A 22,802-nucleotide genomic window follows, 5' to 3' on the forward strand; every position below is an offset into this window, starting at 1 on the left:
CGGCCGCGTCTCTACTTCACTGCTTCTCAAGCTCGGCGAGAGTCTTACGGACCTTGTCCTTATACATCGCCGCGACCACTTCATGGTCGAGCACGAGCTTCGCGGCGGCTTGCTTCTCCGCCAACGTCGAAGTGGGAATGCCGCACACCGCGTCGAACAAATCCAAAGTCATCATCGCCGCGAAGATGCTCCGCTGCGGCACCGGCCCGAGCCGCTTACGCAACAGCTCGACCGCTTCGCGCCGCACTACGATGGCTTCCGCCGGCCGCTTCGCTAGATCGTAAAGCGAGGCGATCCGGTTCATGACCTTCCCCGTTTCATAGGGCGCGGCGACCGTCGCTTGTTGGTGGGCAAGTTCGATGGCCCGCTCGTAGCTTTGCTTGGATGTAAAAAACTGGACCGCGCTCTCGAAAGCCTTCGCCTGGCGGTCTTTCGCGGGATACGGCAATTGGAGAAACGACCGTAGCTCGCTTTCGATTTGCTCGCTCGTCGAGCGTGGATCGTCGGCCATGATCTGCAATCGCAAGACCCCGGCCGCGCTCCGCTGATACATCGTGGCCTGCGGATCGTTCGCCGCCGTAGCTGCGAACTCCAAGGCTTCCGCATAGCGTCGTTGAGTCCAGCGGAGCAGTGCCAATTGGCTATTCGCTTCGACGCGGTAGACCGGCAACGATTCTTTTTCGAGGTATGCTCGCGCGGCCGCTTCGGCTTCGTCGGGCTTGCTTCGATAAAGCTTGCCGAAAGTGGTGCGATACGCGAGGAGCTCGGCGTTGCCGGCCGCGCCGCGAGCGCTTGCGGCATCATCGACGATGAACTTCGTGCGCGTCCAGGCCCGCAGCATTCCGGCACCGTAGCTCCGTGCCATCGCGGGATCTAGCGCAGGCTCCGGCTGCGTATAAGGGACTTCAAGCGTCGCCGCGATCACCGCCCCGTCGCGTAGCGCGAAGTGATGCGAGTTCATCTTCGGATTCACGGCGTTCGGCTTCTGCGGATCGGTCAATAAGTTGAGCGGCGTCATTACCGCTTGCGGCCGCTCTTCTTTGATCCAGGCGATGTACTCGTCGAGATTCTCTTTTACGCGCGGCACGCCGAGCCCGAGAAAGTGAAACGCTTCATGAATGTCCCCCCGAAGCGCAGGGCAATGAAAATCGAGCGCATACTTCACTTGCTGCGCTGCGCCCAACTCTTGAATCGCTTGAATCTCGGGATAGATCGGCAGCGGGCCGTAATCGCGATTGTGGTCGTGCGGCGGACGGTTCTTTCCCTGATCGCCGGCTTGCACGCCGTCGCGATCGACCAGCGGCACGGCGAACAGAACGTAACGCTTACGAAACTCAATGCCGGCCGGCGAGTCCGACATCGCTTCTTGCAGGAAACCTTCGAGGACATAGCTTGCCATCGACTCACAAGCATGGTGCCGCGCCGTGACGAGCAGGGCGCTGCGCATCGCGCCGGCTTCGCCGATTTGAAGCAGCTCGACGGGAGTGCCGTTGCGCGTCTTCGTGAGAAATTGTTGCTTCAGATTCGGGTTGCTCGCGTGCTTGGCGAGAAACGTCTTTAAGTCGTCCGGGAGATAAGGAATGGCGACGGCGAAGCGGACTTTCGGATGTTCGGCAGTGAAGTCGTAAGTAAAGGTCTCCCGTTTGTCTTGCGCCGGCACGCCGGTAAGCGGTGCGTAGACGACCTGCTCGGCCCCGAGCCAGCGCCACGACTTTCCTTCGTCGACGCTATAAGCAGGCCCTCGAACGCCGATCTGTTGCGTCCCTACGAACGAGAACGTGACGCGCCCCGGCTGCGAAGCCGAGGCTTCGAAGTTCCAATAGAACCACGGCAGCCCGCCGCGCAGATCAGGCACGACTTGCACGGCGCCGGCTTCGTTTTTCACGACGATTACGTTGCCGCCCGGGTAATCCGAACGGATCGTGAGCTTCATCTCCGCGGCCGATGTCGGCGAAGCCACGATGAGCAAGCCGAAGACAAGTCCGAGTTTTACGATCGGCATCCAGCACCATCTCTGAGAGTGTGGAACTCGGAACCGTCTACTTCTTCTCGCTCGGCTTCGGGGCGACCGGTTTCTGATCGCTCAGCTTTTGCGCAAGAAGCCATTCGTAGAACTTCGGATCGTCGTACGTCATGGTCCAAGAGTCGTGTGCGGCGTCGGGATAGATCGTCAGCTTCGGTTCTCCACCGACTTTCTTGAGCGCGTCGATCATCTGCTGCGAGCGCTCGAGCGAAACCGCGGTATCCTTCGCGCCGTGAAAAGCCCAGGTCGGAATCTGCACGATCTGCTTGGCCCAATAGGTTTCGCCGCCGCCGCAGATCGGCGCGATCGCAGCGAACCGGCTCGGCTTGTAAGCCGCCAGCCGCCAAGAGCCGAAGCCTCCCATGCTTAGGCCGGTCACGTATACGCGGTCGGGATCGACGTGGTACTTGCTTTCGATGTCGTCGAGCAAAGCCATCAGCTCGATCGGTTCCCACAACATTCCCTTCGGGCATTGCGGCGAGACGACGATGAACGGGAAGTCTTTGCCGGCGGCGATCAACTTCGGCGGGCCGTGCTTCTTCACCATTTCGAGATCGGCCCCACGTTCCCCTGCGCCATGTAAGAACAACACGACCGGCCACGCCTTCTGCTTGTCGTACTCTTTCGGCAGATAGAGCAGGTAGTCCATCTGCACTTTCACCTGCACATCCAACTTGGCGGCGCTTTGCCGAGCCGACGGTTCCTCGGCAAACGAACGGACGGTAACGGTCGAAAACAAAATCGCCGTAGCGACGAGCAGACTGTTTTTCATCGGATCACCGGAGGGTTGCGTGCGGAATGCCGGGTCCGATTCTAGCCGCGGAGTCGGCGCGAGGAAAGATTCCCCTCTGCAACTCCGACCGGCTACAATCGCCCCGACGACTTCCTTCTCCTGCTGCAAGGATCACGCCGCCATGCGACGAACCGTTCTCTTACTCTCGTGCTTGGCGCTTCTTTCGCTTTCGACGCCGGTTCGGCACGTCGAGGCAACCGAACCTGCGGCTCCGGTGAAGAGCCTGATCTTGCCGGGCGAGTCGTTTCTCGTCGACGGTCGGCCGGCGTTCATCCTGTGGCCGGCTGCCGAGAATCGAAAGCAGCCGCAGCCGTGGATCATGTACGCGCCGACGTTGCCGGGCCTGCCCGACACTCACGAGAAATGGATGCACGAGCAATTTCTCGCCGCGGGCGTGGCCGTGGCCGGCATCGATGCCGGAGAGGCGTACGGTAGTCCTCGCGGGCGGAAGTCGATGTCGGCGATGTACGATGAACTGACCGAAAAGCGTGGCTTCGCGAAGAGGGTTTGTCTGTTGGGTCGCAGTCGCGGCGGCTTGTTCGTTAGTAGTTGGGCGAGCGAAAACGGCAGCAAAGTCGCCGGCCTCGCGGGCATCTATCCGGTGTTCGATCTACAAACCTATCCGGGCCTAGCACGAGCGGCACCGGCGTATGAGTTGACTGTCGAACAATTGAAGTCGCAGCTGGCGGAGCACAACCCGATCGCGAAGCTCGACGTGCTGGCGAAGTCGAAGATTCCCGTCTGCATCATCCACGGCGATGTGGACAAGGTGGTGCCGCTGGAAAAAAACTCGGCAGTGCTAGCCGAGCGCTACAAGCAAGCCGGCGCTGCGGAAAGCGTGCAGTTGATCGTGGCCGCAGGGCAGGGGCACAATTACTGGGAAGGCTTCTTTCGTTGTCGCGAACTGATCGACTTCGCCATCCGCCAGGCGAAGGCCGGCGCAGCCCCTTAAGAGCGCGATTTGCTTGGGTTGCACTTCTTAATGATGCCGGCGAACGTGCGCGCGAGTTCTTCGTTCGCCGTTCCCACGCGAATGAAAAAGCGCACGGGCACGCGGCCGAAGTAGCGACTCATCGAGCGTTCGTGCAAGGTGGTGGTTCGGCCGCGCGGCAGGCGACCGTAGAGCAGCGCGATGCCGTGGTTGCGCTCGACATAAGTCCGAATCGTCGCCGCGAGCACCGGTTCGACGTGCGGCGCCGGGCCGTCGAATACACGGCTTCGGTCGAGCACTTCCGTAATTTCGGGCTCGTCGGAAAAAGTATGCAGCGATGAGATCAGCGAATACCGGCGCAAGTCGGAAGGATCGACGCTCCGTTTTTTCGCAAGCGGGTGCTTCTTCGACGTGACTAATAGCGTTTCCAACTCATAGCCCGGCTCTTGTTCGACTCCCGGCGCTACGGGATCGGCGATCCGTTGCGTCGTCAGGCCGAAGTCGGCGGCGCCCGCCTCGACCGCTTGCGCGATCTGGCCGTCGCGCAGTTCGAGGAACGCGAGGCGAACCCGCGGCCGTAGCTTAAGCAAGGCATCGACGGCCGCAGGGAGGTCTTCCTGAAAGATCCGCGGAGTTCCGGCAACGACCAGCCGCTCTTCGGCCGCGCCGCGCGCAACCTCGAAGCGCTTGCGCAACGACGCGGTTGACGTGATGATCGGCGCGACCATTTCGGCCAGCATTCGACCTTCGGGCGTGAGATGGCAGCCCCGGCCGTGCGGTTCGATCAGCTTGACACGAAACTCGGCCTGTAGCGCGAGAACTTGTTCGCGCACCGTCGGATGCGTGAGCCCGATCGCGTGGGCGGCTGCCGCCAGGCTTCCCAAGCGGGCGGTTTCGCTGAAGCTGCGCAATTGCTGGAACGTGAGTTCCTTGTAGGTTCGGCGCTTCGCCGGAGGCCGTGGCATGGGGTGCCGATCGCGATAAAGGTTCAACCTGTAGGTTGTAACGAGAAAACGTCGTCTAATTTACACTTGTATCGAGCGTGGTTCCAGCAGAGACTCGCCCATAGCGAATCGCAGCTCTCGAGCGATTCCCCCGCCCTCCGCTACCCGCCTCTTCCGCTACCGCGCACTCGCGAGCCCGTCCCATGCTTAAATCGTTCCTCGCCGTTCTCCTGCTTGCGGCACCCGCGACGGCTGCGGAGGTCGTGTTGTTTCGCGACGGCAAGTCCGATTATGAAATCGTGTTGCCGGATGCCTCGCCGACCCCGGAGTTCGCGGCTTGCTTAAAGCAAACAGCGAGGCTCGTGCAGTCGGCGTTCAAGGCCAACGGCGTCGAGATCGGTATCGTCGCCGAGAAGGAGCACGACGCCGCGAAGCCGGCGATCTTTCTCGGATCGACGAACTTCGCCCTGAAGAACGGCGTCGACACCGAAAAGCTCGTCGATTGGAGCTATGTGCTCAGAGTCGTCGGACGCGATGTGATCGTCGCCGGCCACGATCAACCGACGCCGCTGCCGATCGATCCGAGAACGAAGCAAGGGGAAGGTTGGGATCGCGTCGGCACGGCGAAGGCCGCCGTGGATTTTCTGCGGCAGTACCTGGGAGTTCGGTTTCTCTATCCGGACCTTCCGGTTCGCACTCCGATCAGCGGCGCGGCCGGCATCGACTTGGTGAAGTCGCCGGCGATCGAGTATCTGCCGCTTAAGGCTGCCGTCTTGCCTGGCGATCTCAATGTCGCGAAAACTCCGGTGATGCGCGGCAACATGTCGTATCCGGCGAGCGCCAACTTCTACGACTTGGCGCACAACCGGTTCCCGCGCGTCGACGAACCGTTCGGCGCGCACACTTGGGAAACCGCGATTCCGGCCGCAAAGTACAACGCCGAGCATCCCGAATACTTCGCGCTGCTGAGCGGCAAACGTTGGAAGGCCGGCGACGGAAATGCGCAATACTGCCTCTCGAATCCCGACGTGCAGGAGTTGATTTACCGGCACATGGCGAAGCAGTTCGATGAAGGGAGCGCGGCGGTCGACCTCGGCCAGCCCGACGGCTTCCGCGAGTGCCAATGCGAGGAGTGCGCGAAGCTTTACGACACCGGCAAGGATTGGAGCGAGAAGATTTGGATCTTCGATCGGATCATCGCGGAACGGCTGTTGAAATCGCACCCGACGAAATACGTCACGCTGGTGTCGTATATTCTCACGGAGAATCCCCCGAAGACCTACTCGAAGTTTCCCGCCAACGTGCGCGTGATGTTGACCGGCACGAATGAGGAAGACATCGCGCCGTGGCGCAAGGCGGAAGTGCCGGCCGGCTTCTACGGTTACATTTACAATTCTTGCCCGAACTTGGCCACGCGCTACACGCCGATGCGCACGCCGACCTATGTGGAAGCGCAAGTCAAACGGCTCACCGCGAACAAAATCGACTCGATCTATCGCGACGGCAACGGCTTCCTCTTCGGCACGGAAGGGCCCGTGTATTACACGATGGGGCGGATGTTCGACGACCCGCAGCGGAACTCCGCGAAAGAGCTGCTGCCCGAGTTTTACGAGGCGGCGTTCGGCAAAGCGGCGACGAGCATGCGCTCGTTCTACGAGCAGCTCTATCACGCCATCAATCTCTACTCCGACCATATCGGCACGCGGAACGATGCTTGGACCTATCGCACGGTCGAAGGGCGCGGCCGGAAGTCGGTGACCGATCCGTTTCAATTCATCGCGTTCCTCTATCCGCCGAACGTCCTTTCCTCGCTCGATGCCGATCTCTCGCAAGCCGAGCGCTCGGCCGATACGGTTAAGGTGAAGACGCGGCTGGCGCTGGTCCGTCGCGAGTTCGAGTGGATTCGCAATCTGGCTCGCGTGGTGCATCTGTATCATGCGTTCGAGCTGCAACCGGACGGGCCGTCGCGCGAGCGGTTGCTCGACGCGATCGACCGACGCAACGCCGCGGTCGATGCGCTCTACGGCGACCGCGGAAGCCCGAAGTCCGACGGCGACTGGGCACAGGTTTTGTTTCCCATCATCGGACACGACGCGCACCACCTGCGATTAAAATACGACGGCTATCAAGAGCCCTATTCGCGCACGTGCCTCAACTGGGACACGAAGGCGATGCGCAGCGCTCCGCTGCCGGGCAAGAAACGCCTGACCGTGGCCGCGGCGCAATCGGAGGTAACGTTCGATAGCCCGATCTGGAAGGATGCCGCTGCGAATGAGTTGACACTCGTAACCCCGCTGATCGGGCTGCCGCGCAAGACGACGGTGCGTCTGCTTTACGACAAGACGAACCTCTACTTGCGGGCCGAATGCGATTTGGAGCCGGCGGCCGCGACCGAGTTTCCCGTCTATGGCCGCGACACCGACCTACGGGGGCAAGAAGCGATTGATCTCTACCTTGCGCCGCAAGCCGGGAGCGACGTCGCGTATCGATTTATGTCCGGCGCGGATGCCAAGAGCCGGTGGGATGCCGCGGCCGGTTTTATTACCGATGCGATCGATCCTCGGTACGGGCAAGACGATCCAACCTGGAACGGCGAGTGGCGAAACGAAACGCGGGTCGATGCGAAAGCCGCTCGCTGGGAGGCCTTGATCACGATTCCTTTCAAGAGCCTCGGCGTGCAACCACCGAGCGCGGGAACGACCTGGCGCGGCAACATCGCTCGTTACCATCCTCTACGTCCGTACAAGGTCGATCGCTCGATCTGGTCGTCGACGCTCGGGAATGCGAGCATGGACGACAGAAGCGTGTTCGGCGAGATCGTGTTCGAGTAGGCTGGGAAATCGGTTTCGTTTTCGGGGCGCGACACACAGACGGAGAGCGAGCGTTCGCCATGTTGAATCGCATCCTCATCGTGCCGATCGCGATCGTGTCGCTGCAATTCGTAGCGCTGCAAGCGGCGGACGTACCGCTTGTCGCCGAAGGAAAGCCGCGCGCGGCGATCGTCATCGCCGAAAAGCCGGCGCGATTGGTCAAGCTCGCGGCGGAAGAACTCCAAAGCTATCTGTTCAAGATTTCCGGCGCTACGTTGCCGATCGTGCATGCGCCTCCGAATAACGGCGACACGGCGATCTACATCGGCCGGAGCACGGCAACGGACGCGCTGAAGATCGGCGACGAAGGATTGAAGTACGGCGCGTTTCGCATAGTCGCCGGCGAGAACCACGTCGTATTGTTGGGGCACGACCTCGACTTCATTCCTAAAGAGCCCTGGGCGCCGCATTACGGACACACTCCGAAGATGCTCGCCGACTGGGACAAGCTCACCGGGGAAAAGTGGGGCAATCCGATCGGGGCGAGTTTGATGCGCGGCTACAACAAGCCGCTCGGTTTGTGGCATGCCGATCGAGGAGGATCGCTGCAGGCCGTGTATGAATTGCTTCGGCGACTCGGTGTGCGGTGGTATATGCCGGGCGAACTGGGAGAGATCGTGCCGAAGACGGCGACGGTCAAGCTCGCGCCAACCGACGAAACCATTCGCCCGGACTTCGCGCAACGAGAATTTCATTTCACGTTCTACTGGGGTGCGACGAAAGACGACATTCTCTGGACACTCCGCCTGGGCCTCAACCACGGCGACGAAGTGCGCGGGCTCGGCGAACCCGGCCACGGCATGAGCGCCGTCACGATGCGCGACGAAACGAAGCAAGCGCATCCCGAATACTACGCCCTTTGGAACGGCAAGCGAGCGGTGGCGCACTACGGAGGGGCGCAATGCTTGTCGTCGGAGGGACTGCTGCAGCAGAACGTGAAATACGTGCGCGCGATGTTCGATCTCTACGACGAGCCGATGGTTTCCGTCATGCCGGAAGATGGCTACAGCAATGCCTGCGAGTGCGAGCTTTGCCGCGGCAAAGAAACGCCGGCGCGTGGCTTCAGCGGCAAGATCTCCGACTATGTGTGGGACTACGTGAACCGCGTTGCCGTCGAAGTTTACAAGACGCACCCGCACAAGAAGGTGAGTTGCTTCGCGTACGGCACCTACACCCAGCCGCCGGGGAAGATCGCGAAGCTGAGCCCGAACTTAGTCGTCGGCATCGTGCAGCCGCGGCGGTTTTTCAACGATCCGGCGAAACGAAAGGAATTCGTCGACCTACGGCAAGCGTGGATCAAGAAACTGCCCTCGGCCGAGCCGCTGATGATCTGGGAGCATTATCCCTTCACGGCGCCGGGCAAGCCGTCGTACGGAGTTCCCGCTTACTTTCCGCATCTGATCGCCGAAGACCTCCGGTCGTTGAAGGGAATCTCGCAAGGGGAAGTGATCGAGGTAATGTTCGACGAGAAGAAGTCGTATGGACTGCACGCGCCGGCGTTCAATCATTTGAATCTTTACGTGACGACGCGCCTCTATTGGGACGCCGAGCAAAACATCGACGCCTTGCTCGCCGAATACTATCGCAACTTCTACGGCCCTGCGGCCGCGGAGATGCAGGCCTTCATCGAATACTCCGAAGCGAGCTGGCGCGACCTTGCCAAAAGCGGGGATAAGAAGAGCGTCGAAAAGATCGAGCGGATGTTCGTCTTGCTCGCTAAGGCCAAGGAAAAGGCTCCGCCTGATTCCGCTTACGGACAACGCATCGCGCTGCTTGCGGATTACCTTCGCCCGATGGCCGAGCTGCGCGAGCAACTGGCGAAAGGCCGCGGCAACGTCCCTTCGGCACGAGCCACGAAGCTCTCGAAGGTCGGCATCAAGATCGACGGCAAACTCGATGAGCCGGCCTGGAAGGGGCTCGCCGCTTACGGTTTCGGCGAGCTAGAGACGGGCCGCGTACCGGCGTTCAAAAGCTCGTTTCGCACCTGCTGGGCCGACGGCAATCTCTACTTCGGCATCACTTGTTCCGACCGCGACACGAAGACCCTCAACATCGGCACGCGAAAGAACGAAGATGGCCGCATCTGGAACGGCGACTGCGTCGAGCTGTTGCTGGAAACGCAGATCCACTCCTATTATCAACTCGTCGTGAATCCGGCCGGCGCGATCATCGATCTCGATCGCAAAGGAGGACTCAACGAAAGTTGGTCGTCTGAAGCCGAGGTTGCCGCTCACATCAGCGAGGATTCATGGACCGTCGAGATTCGCATTCCCATGGCCGGCGACGGTAAGACGGAGAATATCGATCCGCTGCATGGGGTGTCGGGCCGCGAGCCGACGGAGCTTTATCCCTGGTATATCAACGTCTGCCGACAACGAGTACGCGACAACGGCTCGGAACTCTCGGCCTTCTCGCCGACCTCGAAAAACGACTTTCACGACATGCTGAAATTCGGATCGCTCTATGCCAAATAAACTTTACGCACGCCAGCAGCGCACGCTCTTCCTACTGTTCGCGAGCCTCGTTGCGCCGGCATCGTCGGCCGTGGCCGACTACGTGGAAGATCGCCAAGCGGCGATGAAGCTCACGGCTGCCGGGAAGCACGAAGAAGCTTTCGCTGCATTCCGGAAGCTGGCCCAAGGCAAGGTGACGCCGTTTCAGCAGACCGATGCACTCGAACACGCTTCGCAATGCGCGCTGCGCTTGAAGCGCCTCGAAGAAGCGATGGAGGTCGCGAAGCAGATCCCGCTGCCGGCGCATGCCAAGCTCGCCCAGATGCGCGTGCTCGGAGACAGCTACGGGTCGAATGAAATCGTCAAGCAGTTCGGCGACGAAGATTTATTGCGCTGGCCCGACGGCATCATCGCCGACGGGGCATTTGCACGCGGCAGTGCGTGGTTCGTCGTGAAGGATGGATCACGAGCGGAGCAAGACCTTCTCTTGGCGGCCTCCTATGCCACGGAAGAAAACCTGCGCGGACAAATCTGGCTCAGCCTCGGCGCGACCTATCGGCAATACTTGAAAGACGACGCGAAAGCGATCGCGGCGTATCGCCGAACGTACGAGACGGCGAACGAATTCAAGCATTGCAGCGCCGCAGTTGCGATCGCCGGAATCCTTCGCAGCCAAAGCCGTGAGGCCGAGGCCCAGGCCGAGTTGCAGCGCATCGATGAGCGCAAGATGACGATTCCCGTTTACCGCGATATGCTACTCAAGGCCAAGGCCGCGACCGTTCCGAATCACCAATAACTTTCGCTCGAATAACACGATGCCTCGAATCATGCCGAACATTCGCTTCCGAATTCTCAGTGCGTTGCTATGCGGAGCTTTCGCCGTGCTGCTTGCCGCCGAGCCGCTGCGTGCCGAAGTCACGGTCGTTGAGCGAGACGACTGCATTCGCATCACCGTCGATGGCCAGGTCTTCACAGAATGGCGGTATAAGGATTGGGTCGCGCCGTTTCTGTATCCGGTCGTCGGGCCGAACGGTGAGAACGTCACGCGGCACTATCCGATGAAGTCGGGCATGCCGGGCGAAGAGCAAGATCACCCGTGGCACCGCTCGATTCGCTTTTCGCATAGCGACGTAAACGGCTTCAACTTTTGGTGGGCGCCCGGCAAAGAGAGGGCAGGGCACACAGCCGAGATCAAGCTCGAAAAAATCGAGCGACTCACCTCGGGCAAGACCGGCGAAGCGATTTTTTGGAATCAATGGCTCGGCGACGGCAAGCTTGTCTTGCGCGAGAAGGTGCGACTCGCGGTCACACCGCTCGCCGGCCATCAGACATTGCTGGACTACGACATCGAACTCCATGCCGGAGCTGCGCCGGTCGTGTTCGGCGATAAGCGCGACGGTGGCTTGCTCGTACGCGTGGCGGGAACGATGAAGGTCGAAGACGAGAAGGGAAATAAATTCCAAGGGACGATCGTCAACAGCCGCGGCGACCGCAACGCCGACGCTTGGGGAAAACAAGCCGAATGGACCGACTACTTCGGGCCCGACGCTACCGGCAAGACGGTCGGCATCGCGATATTCGATCATCCTTCGAACTTGCGATTCCCTACGCATTGGCATGCTCGAACCTACGGCCTGATGACGGCCAATCGCTTCGGAACGGATCACTTTCTCGGAAAGTACGGCGACCACAAGACGTTGATCTGCGCGCCGGCTAAGAACTGCAATTGCCCCGCCTGCGAGTCGCACTCGGGCGACTACACGATTCCCGCCGGCGGGAGCTTGAAGCTCCGAAATCGATTCTATATCCACCACGGCGACGCAACGACGGCCGACGTCGCGCAGCAGTATCGCGATTACACGTCCGATCCGGAATCGACGTTGGCCCTCATGCAAGCGTTGATGCGGCAATTCAAGTCGAGCACTCTGGTCGAGCAATATGCGAACACCGATTTTACCGCTTGGCCGGCCGAGTTCGCGGCGCAAAGAAGCGAAGCGCTGCGACTGCGCGCTTTGGCATATTCCGTCGTGAAGAAGGGGAAGAAATCGGAAGAAGACTACAAGTCGGCGATCAAGCTCGACCCGGAAAACGGCGGGCTATGGATGGGCCTCGCCGACAACTACGCGAATGCGCTCGACGATTCGCCACAAGCCGAGGCCGCATATCGGCGCGTGTTGGAGCTCACCGGAAAAACGTACGGCTGGATGCCTATTCAAGCGACCATCTCCTTGGCGCGAAGTTTCATCGATCGGGCCAAGCCCGACGAGGCGTTGAAGCTGCTCAAGGAGCTCGACGCCGTAACCACGATGGCCCCGGCGTGGCGCATCAAGATCTTGCGAACCTACGGCCATGCCTACGCCGCGCAAGGCAAAGAAGAAGCCTCGCTCGCCAAGTTTCGCGAGGCATTGAAACTGGAAGCGACGAAGTAGGCAGCAGCATCGACTGGCGACATGAATCGAAAACCTAACGTGCATCGGATCGAATTCTTGAACATCACTCACATACTCAAAAGACTCCTGACGGCGCTGATCCTGTCGGGCTTCGCGAACATCGCCGCAGCGGAAGGGCCCTTCATGGCCGGCACGGCGAAAGTCGACATCACGCCGACCCCGGAAACCGCCGTCGATCTCTCCGGCCGGCATCTTGCGCCGCGCGACTCGCTCTATGCGCGCGTGCTCGTGCTCAAAGACGGCGACACATCGCTGGCGATCGTCTCGCTCGACTTGATCGTGTTCGCCTCGCCGAAGGTCGTCGCCGAAGCGAAAGCGAAATGGGGCGTCGATCATGTCATCCTCAGCGCCACGCACACGCATGCGGGCATGAACCCGCGCGGCATGCTCATTAAGCCTCCCGCGATGCCCGATTGGACGCGCAGCAACAAGGCTCCGGCCGACACGATCGATTGGCCCGGGCTTTCGGCGGACCCTTGGTATGCCGCGACGGAAGAGAAGGTCGTCGCCGCGATCGGCACGGCGATGCAAAACCTTTTCCCGGCGCGCATTGCGTCCGGTAAAGGATCGTTCGACAGTGCCTACATGGCGCACAACCGACGGCTGGTACGCAACGGCCGCGCGAGCCCGATGTGGGAAAATCCCGATCGCAAACCCACTTCGCCGATCGATCCTACGGTCGGCGTGATTCGCGTCGAAGATCTGGCGGGCAAGACTCGAGCGCTGGCCGTGCAATACGCTTGCCATCCGGTCGCGACGATGGGGGCCGGTGAAATGTCGCGAGATTTTCCGGGCGGGATGGTCGATTACGTCGAAGAGCAACTCGGCCCTGAGTGCCTCGCCATGTATCTGCAAGGCGCGCAGGGCGATATCGATCCGTACGACTTGCACAATCTGCGGGGTGAGAATCGGTTCAATATCCCGAAGCAGGCCGGCATTTCGCTCGGCAAAGGAGCTTTGCGCATCGCGGCCGATCTGAAGACTCGGCCTGAGAGCGATCGGGCCGCTCTCGAGATCAAAGAAAGCCTCCTCACGATCCCGAACCGCAGCGGCAACGGAACCACCGACGTAGGATTGCTCACCGTCGTCGTCGATCGGAATCTGGCGTTGATCGCGATTCCGGGCGAGCCGTTCATACAACATCAACTCGATCTCACGGCGCGCTCGCCGATCGCGAACACTTTCATCTTGGGAGTCGCCTACCCAGGCAAAGGGTCGCCGTTCGTCGTCTACATTCCGACGGTGCAAGCCGTGAAGGAAGGGGGCTACGGCGCCACGGAGTGCAGCTTCCTTGCCGCCGACGCGGGCGAACGGATCGTGGCCGAATGCCTCGGCAAGATCCAAGAACTTCTCGACGCGAAATCTACGGAGAAAAAGCAATGACGATGCTGCGCAACGCAGAGCCCGCCGCGACAGCCGGCACCGACGACGCAGCTCGCCGCGCCTATTGGGCCGAGCAAATGGAGCTCGGCTACGAACTGATCGAACGAGTTCTCCCGTTCGAGGTGCAAGAGTGCGGCGAAGGTTTCGCTTCGCTCCGCGATGCGGCAGACTCGGCCGGCGTGGAGATGCAGTTCTCGTCGACGAAGATCGCCGGTGAATTGGAGCGAGTTTATTTCATGCGCTCGAGCCTCGTCGACGACGTCGTCGCAGTCGGCCGAAAGATGAACGAGCGGGGTTGGATTCTGAAGATCGAAGACGGCTACCGCTCGCTCGAAATGCAAGGCCAACTCGTGCGGAAGCCCGAGTTGTTCGACGTGATCCTGAAGAAATGTATCTGGGAGAACGGCGGTCAGGTTCCTTCGGTCGAAATGATGTTTCGCCGCGCGCTGGTGTTGATCGCCAACATCCCTAAGATCGGCACCCACATGTCGGGCTCGGCGATCGACGTCTCGGTGTTTCGTCGCGACGACGGCAGCGAAGTCTCGCGCGGCTACCCTTATCTGGAAATGAGCGAACGGACCCCGATGCGCTCGCCATTCGTCGCAGCGGAACACTTGAAGAATCGCCTCGAAATCACGGCGATGCTCGAAGCCGAAGGGTTCGTGCATTTCCCTTTCGAGTTTTGGCACTTCAACAAAGACGACGCGATGGGGCACATCCTCCGCGACAAACCCGCCCCGGCACGCTTCGGGCCCGTGCATTGGGACCCCCAAACCAATCGGGTCGTCCGAGTGGAGGAGCCGCTGACGCCGCTCAATCCGCTGCCGGTGATCGAACGAGAAATCGCGGCAGCCCTGAAGCGGAGCACGGGCGGCGCCGAATAGGCGGCATTCCGTCTACCGCTTTGCGTGCCGCACGATGATCACACCCCGTTCGACGAATGCCGGCCGATTTGCGAACGGTGGCATCCGAAGACCGGTCGACTTGCAGCCAGCCGTTTTTTCTGTAAACTGATGCACGGTTGTGATCACCCGAGAGCCGGCTGCGGTGTCTGATTGGGTGCGTTACGGTTTGCACCCTTAGCTCAATTGGATAGAGCATCGGTCTACGGAACCGAAGGTTAGTGGTTCGAGCCCACTAGGGTGTACTTGCATTTGAGCCTCGGTAATGGCGGGAATTCTCGCTGTTTCCCGAGGCTTGTTGCGTTTACGGTGGGGAGTCGCTTCGGTCTCTTGGGGTGCGTGAGACTGCACCTCGGCGCACTGTTTTGCGTCCGAAAACGCCAAGCAAACCGCCAAGACAGTATCGGCCCCTTTCGCTTCCCCTCGCGAGGTCGCCGGCTCGACGGTTTGGCCGTCGGTCCCCGTAGCGAGAGCCCCCATTGCTTCGGGGGCCGAAAGATCCGGCAAGAGGTCGAGGGCCTCGGCTTGCTCGGCCGTCTCTACGTGCGTGTACCGCCCCAGTGTGAGCCGAGGGTCGGAATGCCGGGCCATCGCCTGCATCACGCTCGGGTGAACGCCGGAACGCGCCAGCAGCGTGATGAACGTATGCCGCAAGCCGTGGAAGTCGACCACTTGGCCGGCGTCGTCACGTTCGGCAAGGAACGTCGACCGCTCCCGCTCCCCCCGTTCCTCGACCGTTGAGGCTTCGGCCAGCCACGCCGCACGGGCCGCTGCAAGATCGAACCGAACCATGTCGGCCGTCGAGTCGCTTGGGGGAACGGCGAACGCTTGCGCCGTCGGTAGCTTCCGGCTTAGGTGCGCCTGGAGTTCGAGGGCCGTATCGGGTCGCAACGGAAGTTCGTCCCGTCGTCGTCGCTTGCTATTCCCCGCCTCGACGATCACCGTCGCAAGCTTCGCGCCGAAGCGAAAGCTAAGCCGCGTAAGGCTGCGCAGTTCACTCGCACGGAGTCCACTCTCGACCGCCAGCCGATAAACGAGGGAGCGCTCCGATCCGCTCATGCTGAACCGCTCGGGACCGCCCATCGCCGCGGAGAGTAGCCTCCGCAGTTCATCGACCGACAAAGCGCGTCGTTCGTGGCGTCGATCCGTGGCGACGTTCAGCCGTGCGAGGCTTTCCAACGGGTTCGAGGTCGCGCGGCGTTCGCTTACCATCCAGCGGCAGAATTGCTTCGCCGCTTGCAAGTAGAAGTTGCGCGATTGAATCGAACGCCCCGGGATTCGTCGCTTCGACTTTCCTTTCGTCGCCTTGCTCACTTGGGCATCGGTCGTGAGTTTCGCCAGCCAATTCAGCACGGCGCTCGATTGCACGTCGCTCCATTGCTTGAATCCGCAGCCGTCGAACAAGTCGCGGGCGCGCTGATGAACCATTTGCACATGCTTCGCGGTATTCCCGCGGGCGAGGATCGCCGCTTTGAAGTCGTCGAGGTGGACCGTCAAGCGCTTGATGGCCGCCGCTCGCGAGGCTTCCAGCAAGCCGATACGGGCCATCGCTTCGCGGGTCGCTTGGGAAAGCGTTTCGATCCAGCGCGAAAGCTCCGGGTCGGTCGGTTCGTTGTTAGATCGACAATCGACCAGCCGCTCGACCTTCCGGCCGAACGCTTCGCTTTGCGCCTTGTCCGTGAACGCCGGCAAGCGTTTCACCCGTTCCAAGTGGTCGCGGAACTCGACGTACCACTTCTCCGATTCTTGCCGCTTGCCGCCACGGTCCTTATACGTCGCCCTGAATACTCGCACGTTTCACCTTTTGCCGATCGCTCGGATTTAGACGTTTGGACCGTGGCAAACCACTTCAAAATTCAAAACCGCCCCCAGCCTATCGAGGGCCTTGGCCGAGATTCCCCGCTCGCCCGATAGAAACCTCGACAACGTCGCTTCGTCGATTTCGGCTAGCTTCGAGAGGGCATAGCAACTCAACCCGCACTCGCGCACATGCCGGCGTACTTGGTCGGTCACGGCTACCCGTTTCGCATTCTTTGATTTCTTTGCCATGTTCAAGCTATCGGATATACTTGTCTAAATGTCAAGCATTGAATTATAGGCTGCCGAGGTAGCGATACCTGCTAGCCTGACCTGTCGCAACGCTACCCTTCGAGACTTCGTCCAAGAGCCCCTCGATACGGAGCAATCTCAGCCAGCGCGAGACTTGTACGTGCGAGCTATCGAGCAAGCCGCCGGCCGCTCGGGTCGAGAGATAGAACGGGCCTCGGCCCGCGACTATCTGCAACTCTCGACAAAGCCCGACAAGCAATCGCACCTCCGGTGTTTCAAATTGCGCCGCTTCGGGAGGCGGTTCCATCTTTGCGACTTTGGCAAACATCATGGTAAGCGGTTCCTCTCCCTTAGGGTTACGGACCTTGGGCCACCCCTCGACGAAATCGAGCCACGTCTCGTCAAAAGCTTTGGTGCGCATGTTCGGCAACGCGCGTCGATGCCATTCCTTTACTATGGGCCGCATCGCTTTGGGAGAGTTTTCTCGAAACTCCGGGACAGCCTTCAATTCCCGACAGAGTTCAAACAGCTTGCGATGTCGGAAGCCATCTTTGGTCGGAGTTGTCCGTTCAAGCGCCAACTCGACTCGCCTTTGTAACAGAGAGGGCAGAGAGTCCAGAGAATACTCAAGACATAAGGGCGGTTCAGGCGGGGAAGCTATTGCATCCGATGGAGCAGCGGATAGTTCTAGGTCGCTTACGTCGTTCCCATCAAACCCCTCCCCATCCTCCAATGTCTTAGGTTCTCTCTGTACCTCTCTGTTACATGGCCCAAAACCAGAATCGAACAAATCGACCCGCGGGAAGTTTGCCGTCGAGGTCAACCACTTGTATTTGTGGCCCGAGGGGTGCAAGCTTGGCGGAAGGACCGAATAGCTACCGACGCCGATTCGGAGTTCCCCTCCTACGCAATTCAGCGCGCCGATGCCGGCCGGTTTGCCGATCGCAGCGCGATAACGCCGTTCGCAATCAACCTCGACCGTAAAATAGACGTGTCGCCCGCGGCTCGTTTCGACCGTCGGCAGCGTCGCGGCGAGTTCCGGCCGCTCCGCGCTCCAGCAGAGATACTCTTCCATATCGTCGAAGTCGCGCGATCCGAGGCCCCCGGAAATGCTTCCGAAGATCACGGCGACGCCGGGAAACCCCTTCCCATCGAACCATTTCGTTAGTTTCGCCTCGTTCGCCGGTTTCGTTTGAAAAGGCTTCCAGCGTCGAAGGGCAGGCTTTTTGTTCGCTCCCAACGGGATCAAGCTCCAGCCTCGCCGACGATAGCCGAGGGCCGCTTCGAAAATCTCGCTCATGCCGCACCCCCGCGGCGTATGACCTCCCAGCGGTCGCGAGGGGGCGAGCCGGCGGCAAGCCAGGCCCGCAACTCGTCGAGGGGCCAACGGGTCGCACGGCCGAGCCGTACGGGCCTCGGGATGCGTCCTTGCGAGTGAAGCGCCCAGAGGTGCCGCTCGCTGATTCCTAGTTGCTCGGCCGTCTCAGCGGCATTCAGGGCCAAGCGTTCCGACGCGGTTTGATTCGTTTTAGTGCTCATGAACCGAAAAATACGGCTCACGGAGCGGTAGGTCTAAGCCCGGTGCGTGGGCGGTCGAAATATAGGTGAGCGGTAGGTCACCTATCACGGACCTACCGGCCCAGCTTCCGAGGCTTGTTCGACTCGTTTCCAGCGGATTCCTTCTCCACTCCCGTCGGCTTCGAATTGGATCAAGCCAAGGCCGTCGTTCAATGATCGCACGGCGCTCCTTAGCCGTTCGTCGTCGCGGCCGCCGGGCAACGGGTCGTCGATTCGTGTCGGCCATCCGTCTTCCTCGAATGCGGTGAGAATAGCAATTACGTTCTTTGCTAAGGGCCGAACTCGTCGAGCCAACTTGTCACCGAAGCGAAGTTCGCCATCCGTCGGCCGCCAATCCGGCCGCACTGCGATTGGGGCCACTTCGGTTGGGGAATCTTCCTCGTCTTCGTCGTCGAATTCTGTCTCGTCATCGCCCGACGACTTAGGACGCGGGAGTTTTCTGAGTTGCAAGAGCCGGTCGACAAGCGCGTTACTTCGAGCTGTCGCCCATTCCTCAAACTCGGTCAGGTCGTTCTGCTTGGTGCGCTTTTCTAAGTCTTCCCACTCAATAGAGAGGCGAAGCCAAAGCCCGTGATCACCGCGTGCGGAAAATTCGTCGAACCGTTCATAGCATCCGCCTTGCTGATGAACTTCGTCATCAAGAACGCTGTCGAGTCCGCACTGCTCATCTTCGCTTAGGCTATCGATCCGGTTAAAGACCTCTTGAATACCGCTTCCGAAATCTGCCGTAAGGTATGAGACAACGCGCTCGTCCGCTCTTATTTCGATGAGCGTCGTCTCGTGTTCGCAAGCTATGTCATAGAGTGACCCTCGGGTGTTGTCGTCCCAACTACCGAGTTCGTGCTCTTCGTATAATTTCCACGAGTGCGCCAGGTCGAGAAACCTTGCGGGCTCGCTCACCGCCGACACGGCCTCGATAGTGACATCTTCGTCCTTGTGATACTCGCCGAGGTAGATCCGCAGAGCGGAAAGCAACGTATCGCACTCCGCAGCCGACAATCTATCGGTGCGAAAGAACACGCGCCACGGATGCTCGTCCGAAGCGCATGCGAAATAATGAACCGCTAGACGGTTGGCGTCCGGCATGAATGACCCTTTGAACATCGGGCCGGGCCGCGCGGCGAAGCGCAAAGGGTGAAAGAAACGCAAGCGCCGCACGGTCCGCACGCCGCGGCGTTTGCAATCGCCGTGGCTCACCCGATAAGAGGTAGCATCCTATCGCGGCGGCCGGCCTAATTTCCAGCGGTGAAAATCGAGTCGCGCGGCGGGATCGCAATTCCGCTTGTATTTCGCACAAAAGTCTGCACGGTGCGGCTTTGGTCTTTGGGGCCGGTGCATCAGGGATTTGCCCCACCCCCGGGCTCCTCGACGAAAAAGTTCCCAATTCTGCGATTTCTCGCGCACTCCGGCCAGATCGTTTCGAGGGGGCGATTGCCCTAGATATTCGAGGCCCCTATCCAGCTTGCCGAGGCTACGATCCGTGGTCGCGCGCCGCTTACTCGGTGGCCGGCCGATAGGCATCGCTCGGCATGCGCATTATCATGCCCGGTCTATCGGGTCGAACAGCCGACGGCAGTGAGAGGCAACATGGCTCGGAAGAAGTACGACGATCTCGGCAAAGAGGATTTGATTCGCTTGCTGGAAGCGCGCGATCGGCGCGATGCTACGCGCTTCGGCCTCGTTTGGGAGGCTAACGAAATCGAGCGAGACAAGGCGCTGAATCAAGATTTTGTCGCCCTCGACCTCGACCGCACGCTGAGTTGTCCAGCCGATGCTCCGGCATGGAAGAATCTGATTATCGAGGGAGACAACTTCGACGCGCTGCGTTATCTCCGCATGACATTCGCCGGCCGAGTGAAATGCATCTACATCGATCCGCCGTACAACACCGGCAATAAGGACTTCGTTTACAACGACCACTACGTTGACAAAGAAGACCTTTGGCGGCACTCAAAGTGGTGCGAGTTTATGTTCCAGCGGCTGACGTTGGCGAAAGACTTGCTGCGAGAGGATGGATCTATTTTTGTCTCGATCGGAGATGACGAAGTCTTCCAGCTTGGTCAGTTAATGCAACGCGTCTTTGGACAGCAAAATTTCGTTGCAAACGTGATTTGGGAGAAGGCATATGCTCCTAAGAACACCGCCCGCCATTTTTCCGAAAATCATGATTTCATCCTCGTTTATGCGAGAAATGGCGCTACTTGGAAGCCAAATCTCGTAGCGCGATCGGAGAAGCAAGACAAAGCCTACAAAAATCCCGACGACGACCCGCGCGGCTTATGGCGAACAGACGGAATGTCGGCGCGCAATTACTACAGTAAGGGGACCTATCAGGTTGTTTGTCCCTCTGGTCGTATCGTGGAACGTCCACCGACCGGGCGCTATTGGATCTATTCCGAAGAAACATTTAAGGAAATGGACAAAGACGGTCGCATTTGGTGGGGGAAGGACGGAAACAATGCCCCGGCAGTCAAACGATTCCTCACGGAAGTGAAGCAGGGCGTCGTACCGCAAACTATCTGGCCGTATTCTGAAGTCGGGCACACTCAAGAGGCAAAAAAAGAGATCGTTCAAATCGTCGATTTTGCCGATTCCGGAAGTGTATTTTCGACCCCGAAGCCCGTCCGATTGATGGAGCGAGTTCTTCAGTTAGCGACGAGCGATGACGATCTAGTTTTGGACTTTTTTGCTGGGAGCGGAACATTTGCCCACGCCGTTCATAACCTGAACAAAAATGATGGGGGACGTCGCAGGGTCATTCTTGTTTCCAGCACGGAGGCCACTGTCGATGAGCCGACGAAAAACATCTGTCGTGATATCTGCGCTAGGCGCGTTCGCCGAGTCGTCGAGGGCTATGGCAATATGCTGGGACTTGGCGGCGACTTTGCCTATCTCCGTTGCCGTCGAATCGCTCCGGGCCGGCTTACCGAGATTGAACACGCTCAAGTGTGGACGGCCTTGCAACTCACTCACATGCCAACGATCACAGAATTCGAAGAAGCCTTGCCGTTCGTGAGCGCCGCGCACGACGACCAACAGTTGATTTACGTGCCGCACTTCCGCGCTAAAGACGCAAAGGCCTTGGCAAAAGCCGTCGGACGTTTGCCGGCTTGCATCGTCTACACGTGGCAACCGGACGCCGTGAAATCACGTTTGAAAGAGGCTGACAACGTACAAGTCGAGGCCGTGCCGGAAAGTCTCGCACGCCGATTCGGAATGAGGATTTAGCCGATGGCATTGATTACGCTCAAGCCGTTTCAGCAGCAAGCCGTCGATAGCGCAGTCGCGGTATTCGCCCATATGCGATCGATTCTCGATGCCGCAGGCGCAAGCGAGGACAATCGCGCAACTGCGATTTTCGATAACGGCTATCTGCTCATTGAAGCGCCCACCGGCTCGGGCAAGACGTTGATGGCCGGAAACATCGTCGAGCGTATAAGCGCGGCCGACCGGGTGGTCTGGTTTTGGTTCGCGCCGTTTAAGGGAGTCGTCGACCAAACGGCGGCGGTTCTGCGCGAGCAGTTCCAAGGCTTGCGACTGCGCACGATGGCTGACGACCGCAACCCTATCGGAACTCAGAGCGGCGACGTGTTCGTGACGACTTGGGGCCTTGTCGCAACACGTGTTCGCGACCGACGCAGCGTGAGGCAGAATAGCGAGCTGACCGATAGCATCGACGACTTGGTCGTTTCGCTGCGCGAGCAAGGGTATCGAATCGGCGTCGTCGTCGATGAGGCGCATCACGGATTCCACGCCGATACTCAAGCCGCCGTGTTTTTTCGCACGGTACTTCCGGACGATGCCGACTTGCGCGACCTCAAAGACCGGATGCAAATCGGCAAGATCCATCGAATCGGCGTGAGCCGCGCCGACGCCGTCGGCCCCGGGCCGCACGAAGGGTTGATTAAGCGCGGAATCAAAACGATTGCATGGCGTCTGGAGGAAGGATCGGATGCCGCGGCCGATTTTGAGGATACGGCGCTTCGCCACGGCGCGGAGTTGCATCGGTTCCTAAAAGACGAACTGAAGCGAGCCGATATCAATTTGACGCCCCTCATGCTGGTACAAGTCGATAGCAAGCCGAAGTCGGTCGAGCGAGTCAGAGAGAAGCTCTTAAAGCTTGGGTTCACCGAGGCGCAAGTCGCGACGCATACCTCGGCCGAGCCGGATGCGAACTTGCTTGCTCTTGCGAACGACGAAACCCGAGAGGTACTGATCTTCAAGATGGCGGTCGCCCTCGGCTTCGATGCGCCGCGCGCGTGGACTCTGGTTTCAACTCGGCCGGCGCAAGACGAGGATTTTGGCGTGCAACTCGTCGGACGCATCTTGCGCGTGCATCGGCGACTTCAAGGCAAGATCGTTCCCGACGCTTTGCGTTACGGATATGTGATGCTTGCCGATATCGATGCGCAAACGGGCCTCGACG

16 protein-coding genes, 1 tRNA gene and 1 pseudogene are annotated in these 22,802 nt (G+C 60.0%); 10 read left to right on the forward strand and 8 right to left on the reverse strand.

Features of this window, described 5'->3' with window-relative positions:
• Positions 1–16 precede the first annotated feature (16 nt).
• Positions 17–2,002 (reverse strand): hypothetical protein, encoded by a 1,986-nt coding sequence (locus tag K8U03_24870; protein MCE9608132.1) that lies wholly within the window; start codon positions 2,000–2,002, stop codon positions 17–19.
• Positions 2,003–2,039: 37 nt separating this feature from the next.
• On the reverse strand, positions 2,040–2,795 hold the full coding sequence (locus tag K8U03_24875; protein ID MCE9608133.1) for a dienelactone hydrolase family protein: 756 nt from the start codon (positions 2,793–2,795) through the stop codon (positions 2,040–2,042).
• Between the two features lie 142 nt (positions 2,796–2,937).
• On the opposite strand from K8U03_24875, the gene K8U03_24880 reads away from it, so the two are divergent.
• Positions 2,938–3,768 (forward strand): prolyl oligopeptidase family serine peptidase, encoded by an 831-nt coding sequence (locus K8U03_24880; GenBank protein ID MCE9608134.1) that lies wholly within the window; start codon positions 2,938–2,940, stop codon positions 3,766–3,768.
• Here the strand turns inward: K8U03_24880 and K8U03_24885 are convergent.
• Positions 3,765–4,712: a LysR family transcriptional regulator gene (locus K8U03_24885; protein MCE9608135.1), complete on the reverse strand. Its 948-nt coding sequence runs from the start codon at positions 4,710–4,712 to the stop codon at positions 3,765–3,767. The two genes, K8U03_24880 and K8U03_24885, sit on opposite strands and share 4 nt — an antisense overlap.
• A gap of 182 nt (positions 4,713–4,894) precedes the next feature.
• Between K8U03_24885 and K8U03_24890 the strand changes: the two genes are divergently transcribed.
• The 7 genes from K8U03_24890 (at position 4,895) to K8U03_24920 (ending at position 14,994) form a co-directional block, all read left to right on the forward strand.
• Positions 4,895–7,522, forward strand: a complete 2,628-nt coding sequence (locus K8U03_24890; GenBank protein ID MCE9608136.1) for a DUF4838 domain-containing protein — start codon at positions 4,895–4,897, stop codon at positions 7,520–7,522.
• Positions 7,523–7,581: 59 nt separating this feature from the next.
• Positions 7,582–10,035, forward strand: a complete 2,454-nt coding sequence (locus K8U03_24895; protein MCE9608137.1) for a DUF4838 domain-containing protein — start codon at positions 7,582–7,584, stop codon at positions 10,033–10,035.
• A complete protein-coding gene (locus K8U03_24900; GenBank protein MCE9608138.1) occupies positions 10,025–10,810 on the forward strand; it encodes a hypothetical protein in 786 nt (261 codons plus the stop codon). The genes K8U03_24895 and K8U03_24900 overlap by 11 nt, the downstream gene beginning before the upstream one ends.
• A 19-nt stretch (positions 10,811–10,829) precedes the next feature.
• Positions 10,830–12,443, forward strand: coding sequence for a PmoA family protein (locus K8U03_24905; protein ID MCE9608139.1), 1,614 nt, complete (start codon positions 10,830–10,832; stop codon positions 12,441–12,443).
• Positions 12,444–12,464: 21 nt separating this feature from the next.
• Complete coding sequence (locus K8U03_24910; GenBank protein MCE9608140.1) at positions 12,465–13,847, forward strand: hypothetical protein; 1,383 nt, start codon at positions 12,465–12,467, stop codon at positions 13,845–13,847.
• Positions 13,844–14,731, forward strand: a complete 888-nt coding sequence (locus K8U03_24915; protein ID MCE9608141.1) for a M15 family metallopeptidase — start codon at positions 13,844–13,846, stop codon at positions 14,729–14,731. Before K8U03_24910 ends, K8U03_24915 begins: the two co-directional genes overlap by 4 nt.
• Positions 14,732–14,920: 189 nt before the next feature.
• A tRNA-Arg gene (locus tag K8U03_24920) sits at positions 14,921–14,994 on the forward strand.
• A gap of 292 nt (positions 14,995–15,286) precedes the next feature.
• On the opposite strand, the pseudogene K8U03_24925 reads toward K8U03_24920, so the two are convergent.
• The 5 genes and pseudogenes from K8U03_24925 to K8U03_24945 form a co-directional block, all read right to left on the reverse strand.
• A pseudogene (locus tag K8U03_24925) lies at positions 15,287–16,297 on the reverse strand (site-specific integrase).
• Positions 16,298–16,570: 273 nt separating this feature from the next.
• Positions 16,571–16,798, reverse strand: coding sequence for a helix-turn-helix domain-containing protein (locus K8U03_24930; GenBank protein MCE9608142.1), 228 nt, complete (start codon positions 16,796–16,798; stop codon positions 16,571–16,573).
• Positions 16,799–16,841: 43 nt separating this feature from the next.
• Positions 16,842–18,098 carry a bifunctional DNA primase/polymerase gene (locus tag K8U03_24935; protein MCE9608143.1) on the reverse strand — a complete coding sequence of 419 codons (1,257 nt, stop codon included), beginning with the start codon at positions 18,096–18,098 and terminating at the stop codon, positions 16,842–16,844.
• Positions 18,095–18,337 (reverse strand): helix-turn-helix domain-containing protein, encoded by a 243-nt coding sequence (locus K8U03_24940; protein MCE9608144.1) that lies wholly within the window; start codon positions 18,335–18,337, stop codon positions 18,095–18,097. Before K8U03_24940 ends, K8U03_24935 begins: the two co-directional genes overlap by 4 nt.
• Before the next feature lie 84 nt (positions 18,338–18,421).
• Positions 18,422–19,462 (reverse strand): hypothetical protein, encoded by a 1,041-nt coding sequence (locus K8U03_24945; GenBank protein ID MCE9608145.1) that lies wholly within the window; start codon positions 19,460–19,462, stop codon positions 18,422–18,424.
• Between the two features lie 501 nt (positions 19,463–19,963).
• Between K8U03_24945 and K8U03_24950 the strand changes: the two genes are divergently transcribed.
• Positions 19,964–21,604, forward strand: a complete 1,641-nt coding sequence (locus tag K8U03_24950; protein MCE9608146.1) for a site-specific DNA-methyltransferase — start codon at positions 19,964–19,966, stop codon at positions 21,602–21,604.
• A gap of 3 nt (positions 21,605–21,607) precedes the next feature.
• A partial coding sequence (locus tag K8U03_24955; GenBank protein ID MCE9608147.1) for a DEAD/DEAH box helicase family protein occupies positions 21,608–22,802 on the forward strand: 1,195 nt, incomplete at its 3' end.

The sequence above is a fragment of the Planctomycetia bacterium genome, from assembly GCA_021413845.1.
Classification (GTDB): Bacteria; Planctomycetota; Planctomycetia; order Pirellulales; family PNKZ01; genus PNKZ01.

Coding starts and splice junctions, on each gene's coding strand:
- K8U03_24915 (MCE9608141.1), top strand. CDS start 13,844: ATGACGATGCTGCGCAACGCAGAGCCCGCCGCGACAGCCGGCACCGAC.
- K8U03_24910 (MCE9608140.1), top strand. CDS start 12,465: ATGAATCGAAAACCTAACGTGCATCGGATCGAATTCTTGAACATCACT.
- K8U03_24870 (MCE9608132.1), bottom strand. CDS start 2,002: ATGCCGATCGTAAAACTCGGACTTGTCTTCGGCTTGCTCATCGTGGCT.
- K8U03_24940 (MCE9608144.1), bottom strand. CDS start 18,337: ATGAGCACTAAAACGAATCAAACCGCGTCGGAACGCTTGGCCCTGAAT.
- K8U03_24880 (MCE9608134.1), top strand. CDS start 2,938: ATGCGACGAACCGTTCTCTTACTCTCGTGCTTGGCGCTTCTTTCGCTT.
- K8U03_24950 (MCE9608146.1), top strand. CDS start 19,964: ATGGCTCGGAAGAAGTACGACGATCTCGGCAAAGAGGATTTGATTCGC.
- K8U03_24900 (MCE9608138.1), top strand. CDS start 10,025: ATGCCAAATAAACTTTACGCACGCCAGCAGCGCACGCTCTTCCTACTG.
- K8U03_24905 (MCE9608139.1), top strand. CDS start 10,830: ATGCCTCGAATCATGCCGAACATTCGCTTCCGAATTCTCAGTGCGTTG.
- K8U03_24945 (MCE9608145.1), bottom strand. CDS start 19,462: ATGCCGGACGCCAACCGTCTAGCGGTTCATTATTTCGCATGCGCTTCG.
- K8U03_24935 (MCE9608143.1), bottom strand. CDS start 18,098: ATGAGCGAGATTTTCGAAGCGGCCCTCGGCTATCGTCGGCGAGGCTGG.
- K8U03_24895 (MCE9608137.1), top strand. CDS start 7,582: ATGTTGAATCGCATCCTCATCGTGCCGATCGCGATCGTGTCGCTGCAA.
- K8U03_24890 (MCE9608136.1), top strand. CDS start 4,895: ATGCTTAAATCGTTCCTCGCCGTTCTCCTGCTTGCGGCACCCGCGACG.
- K8U03_24930 (MCE9608142.1), bottom strand. CDS start 16,798: ATGGCAAAGAAATCAAAGAATGCGAAACGGGTAGCCGTGACCGACCAA.
- K8U03_24885 (MCE9608135.1), bottom strand. CDS start 4,712: ATGCCACGGCCTCCGGCGAAGCGCCGAACCTACAAGGAACTCACGTTC.
- K8U03_24875 (MCE9608133.1), bottom strand. CDS start 2,795: ATGAAAAACAGTCTGCTCGTCGCTACGGCGATTTTGTTTTCGACCGTT.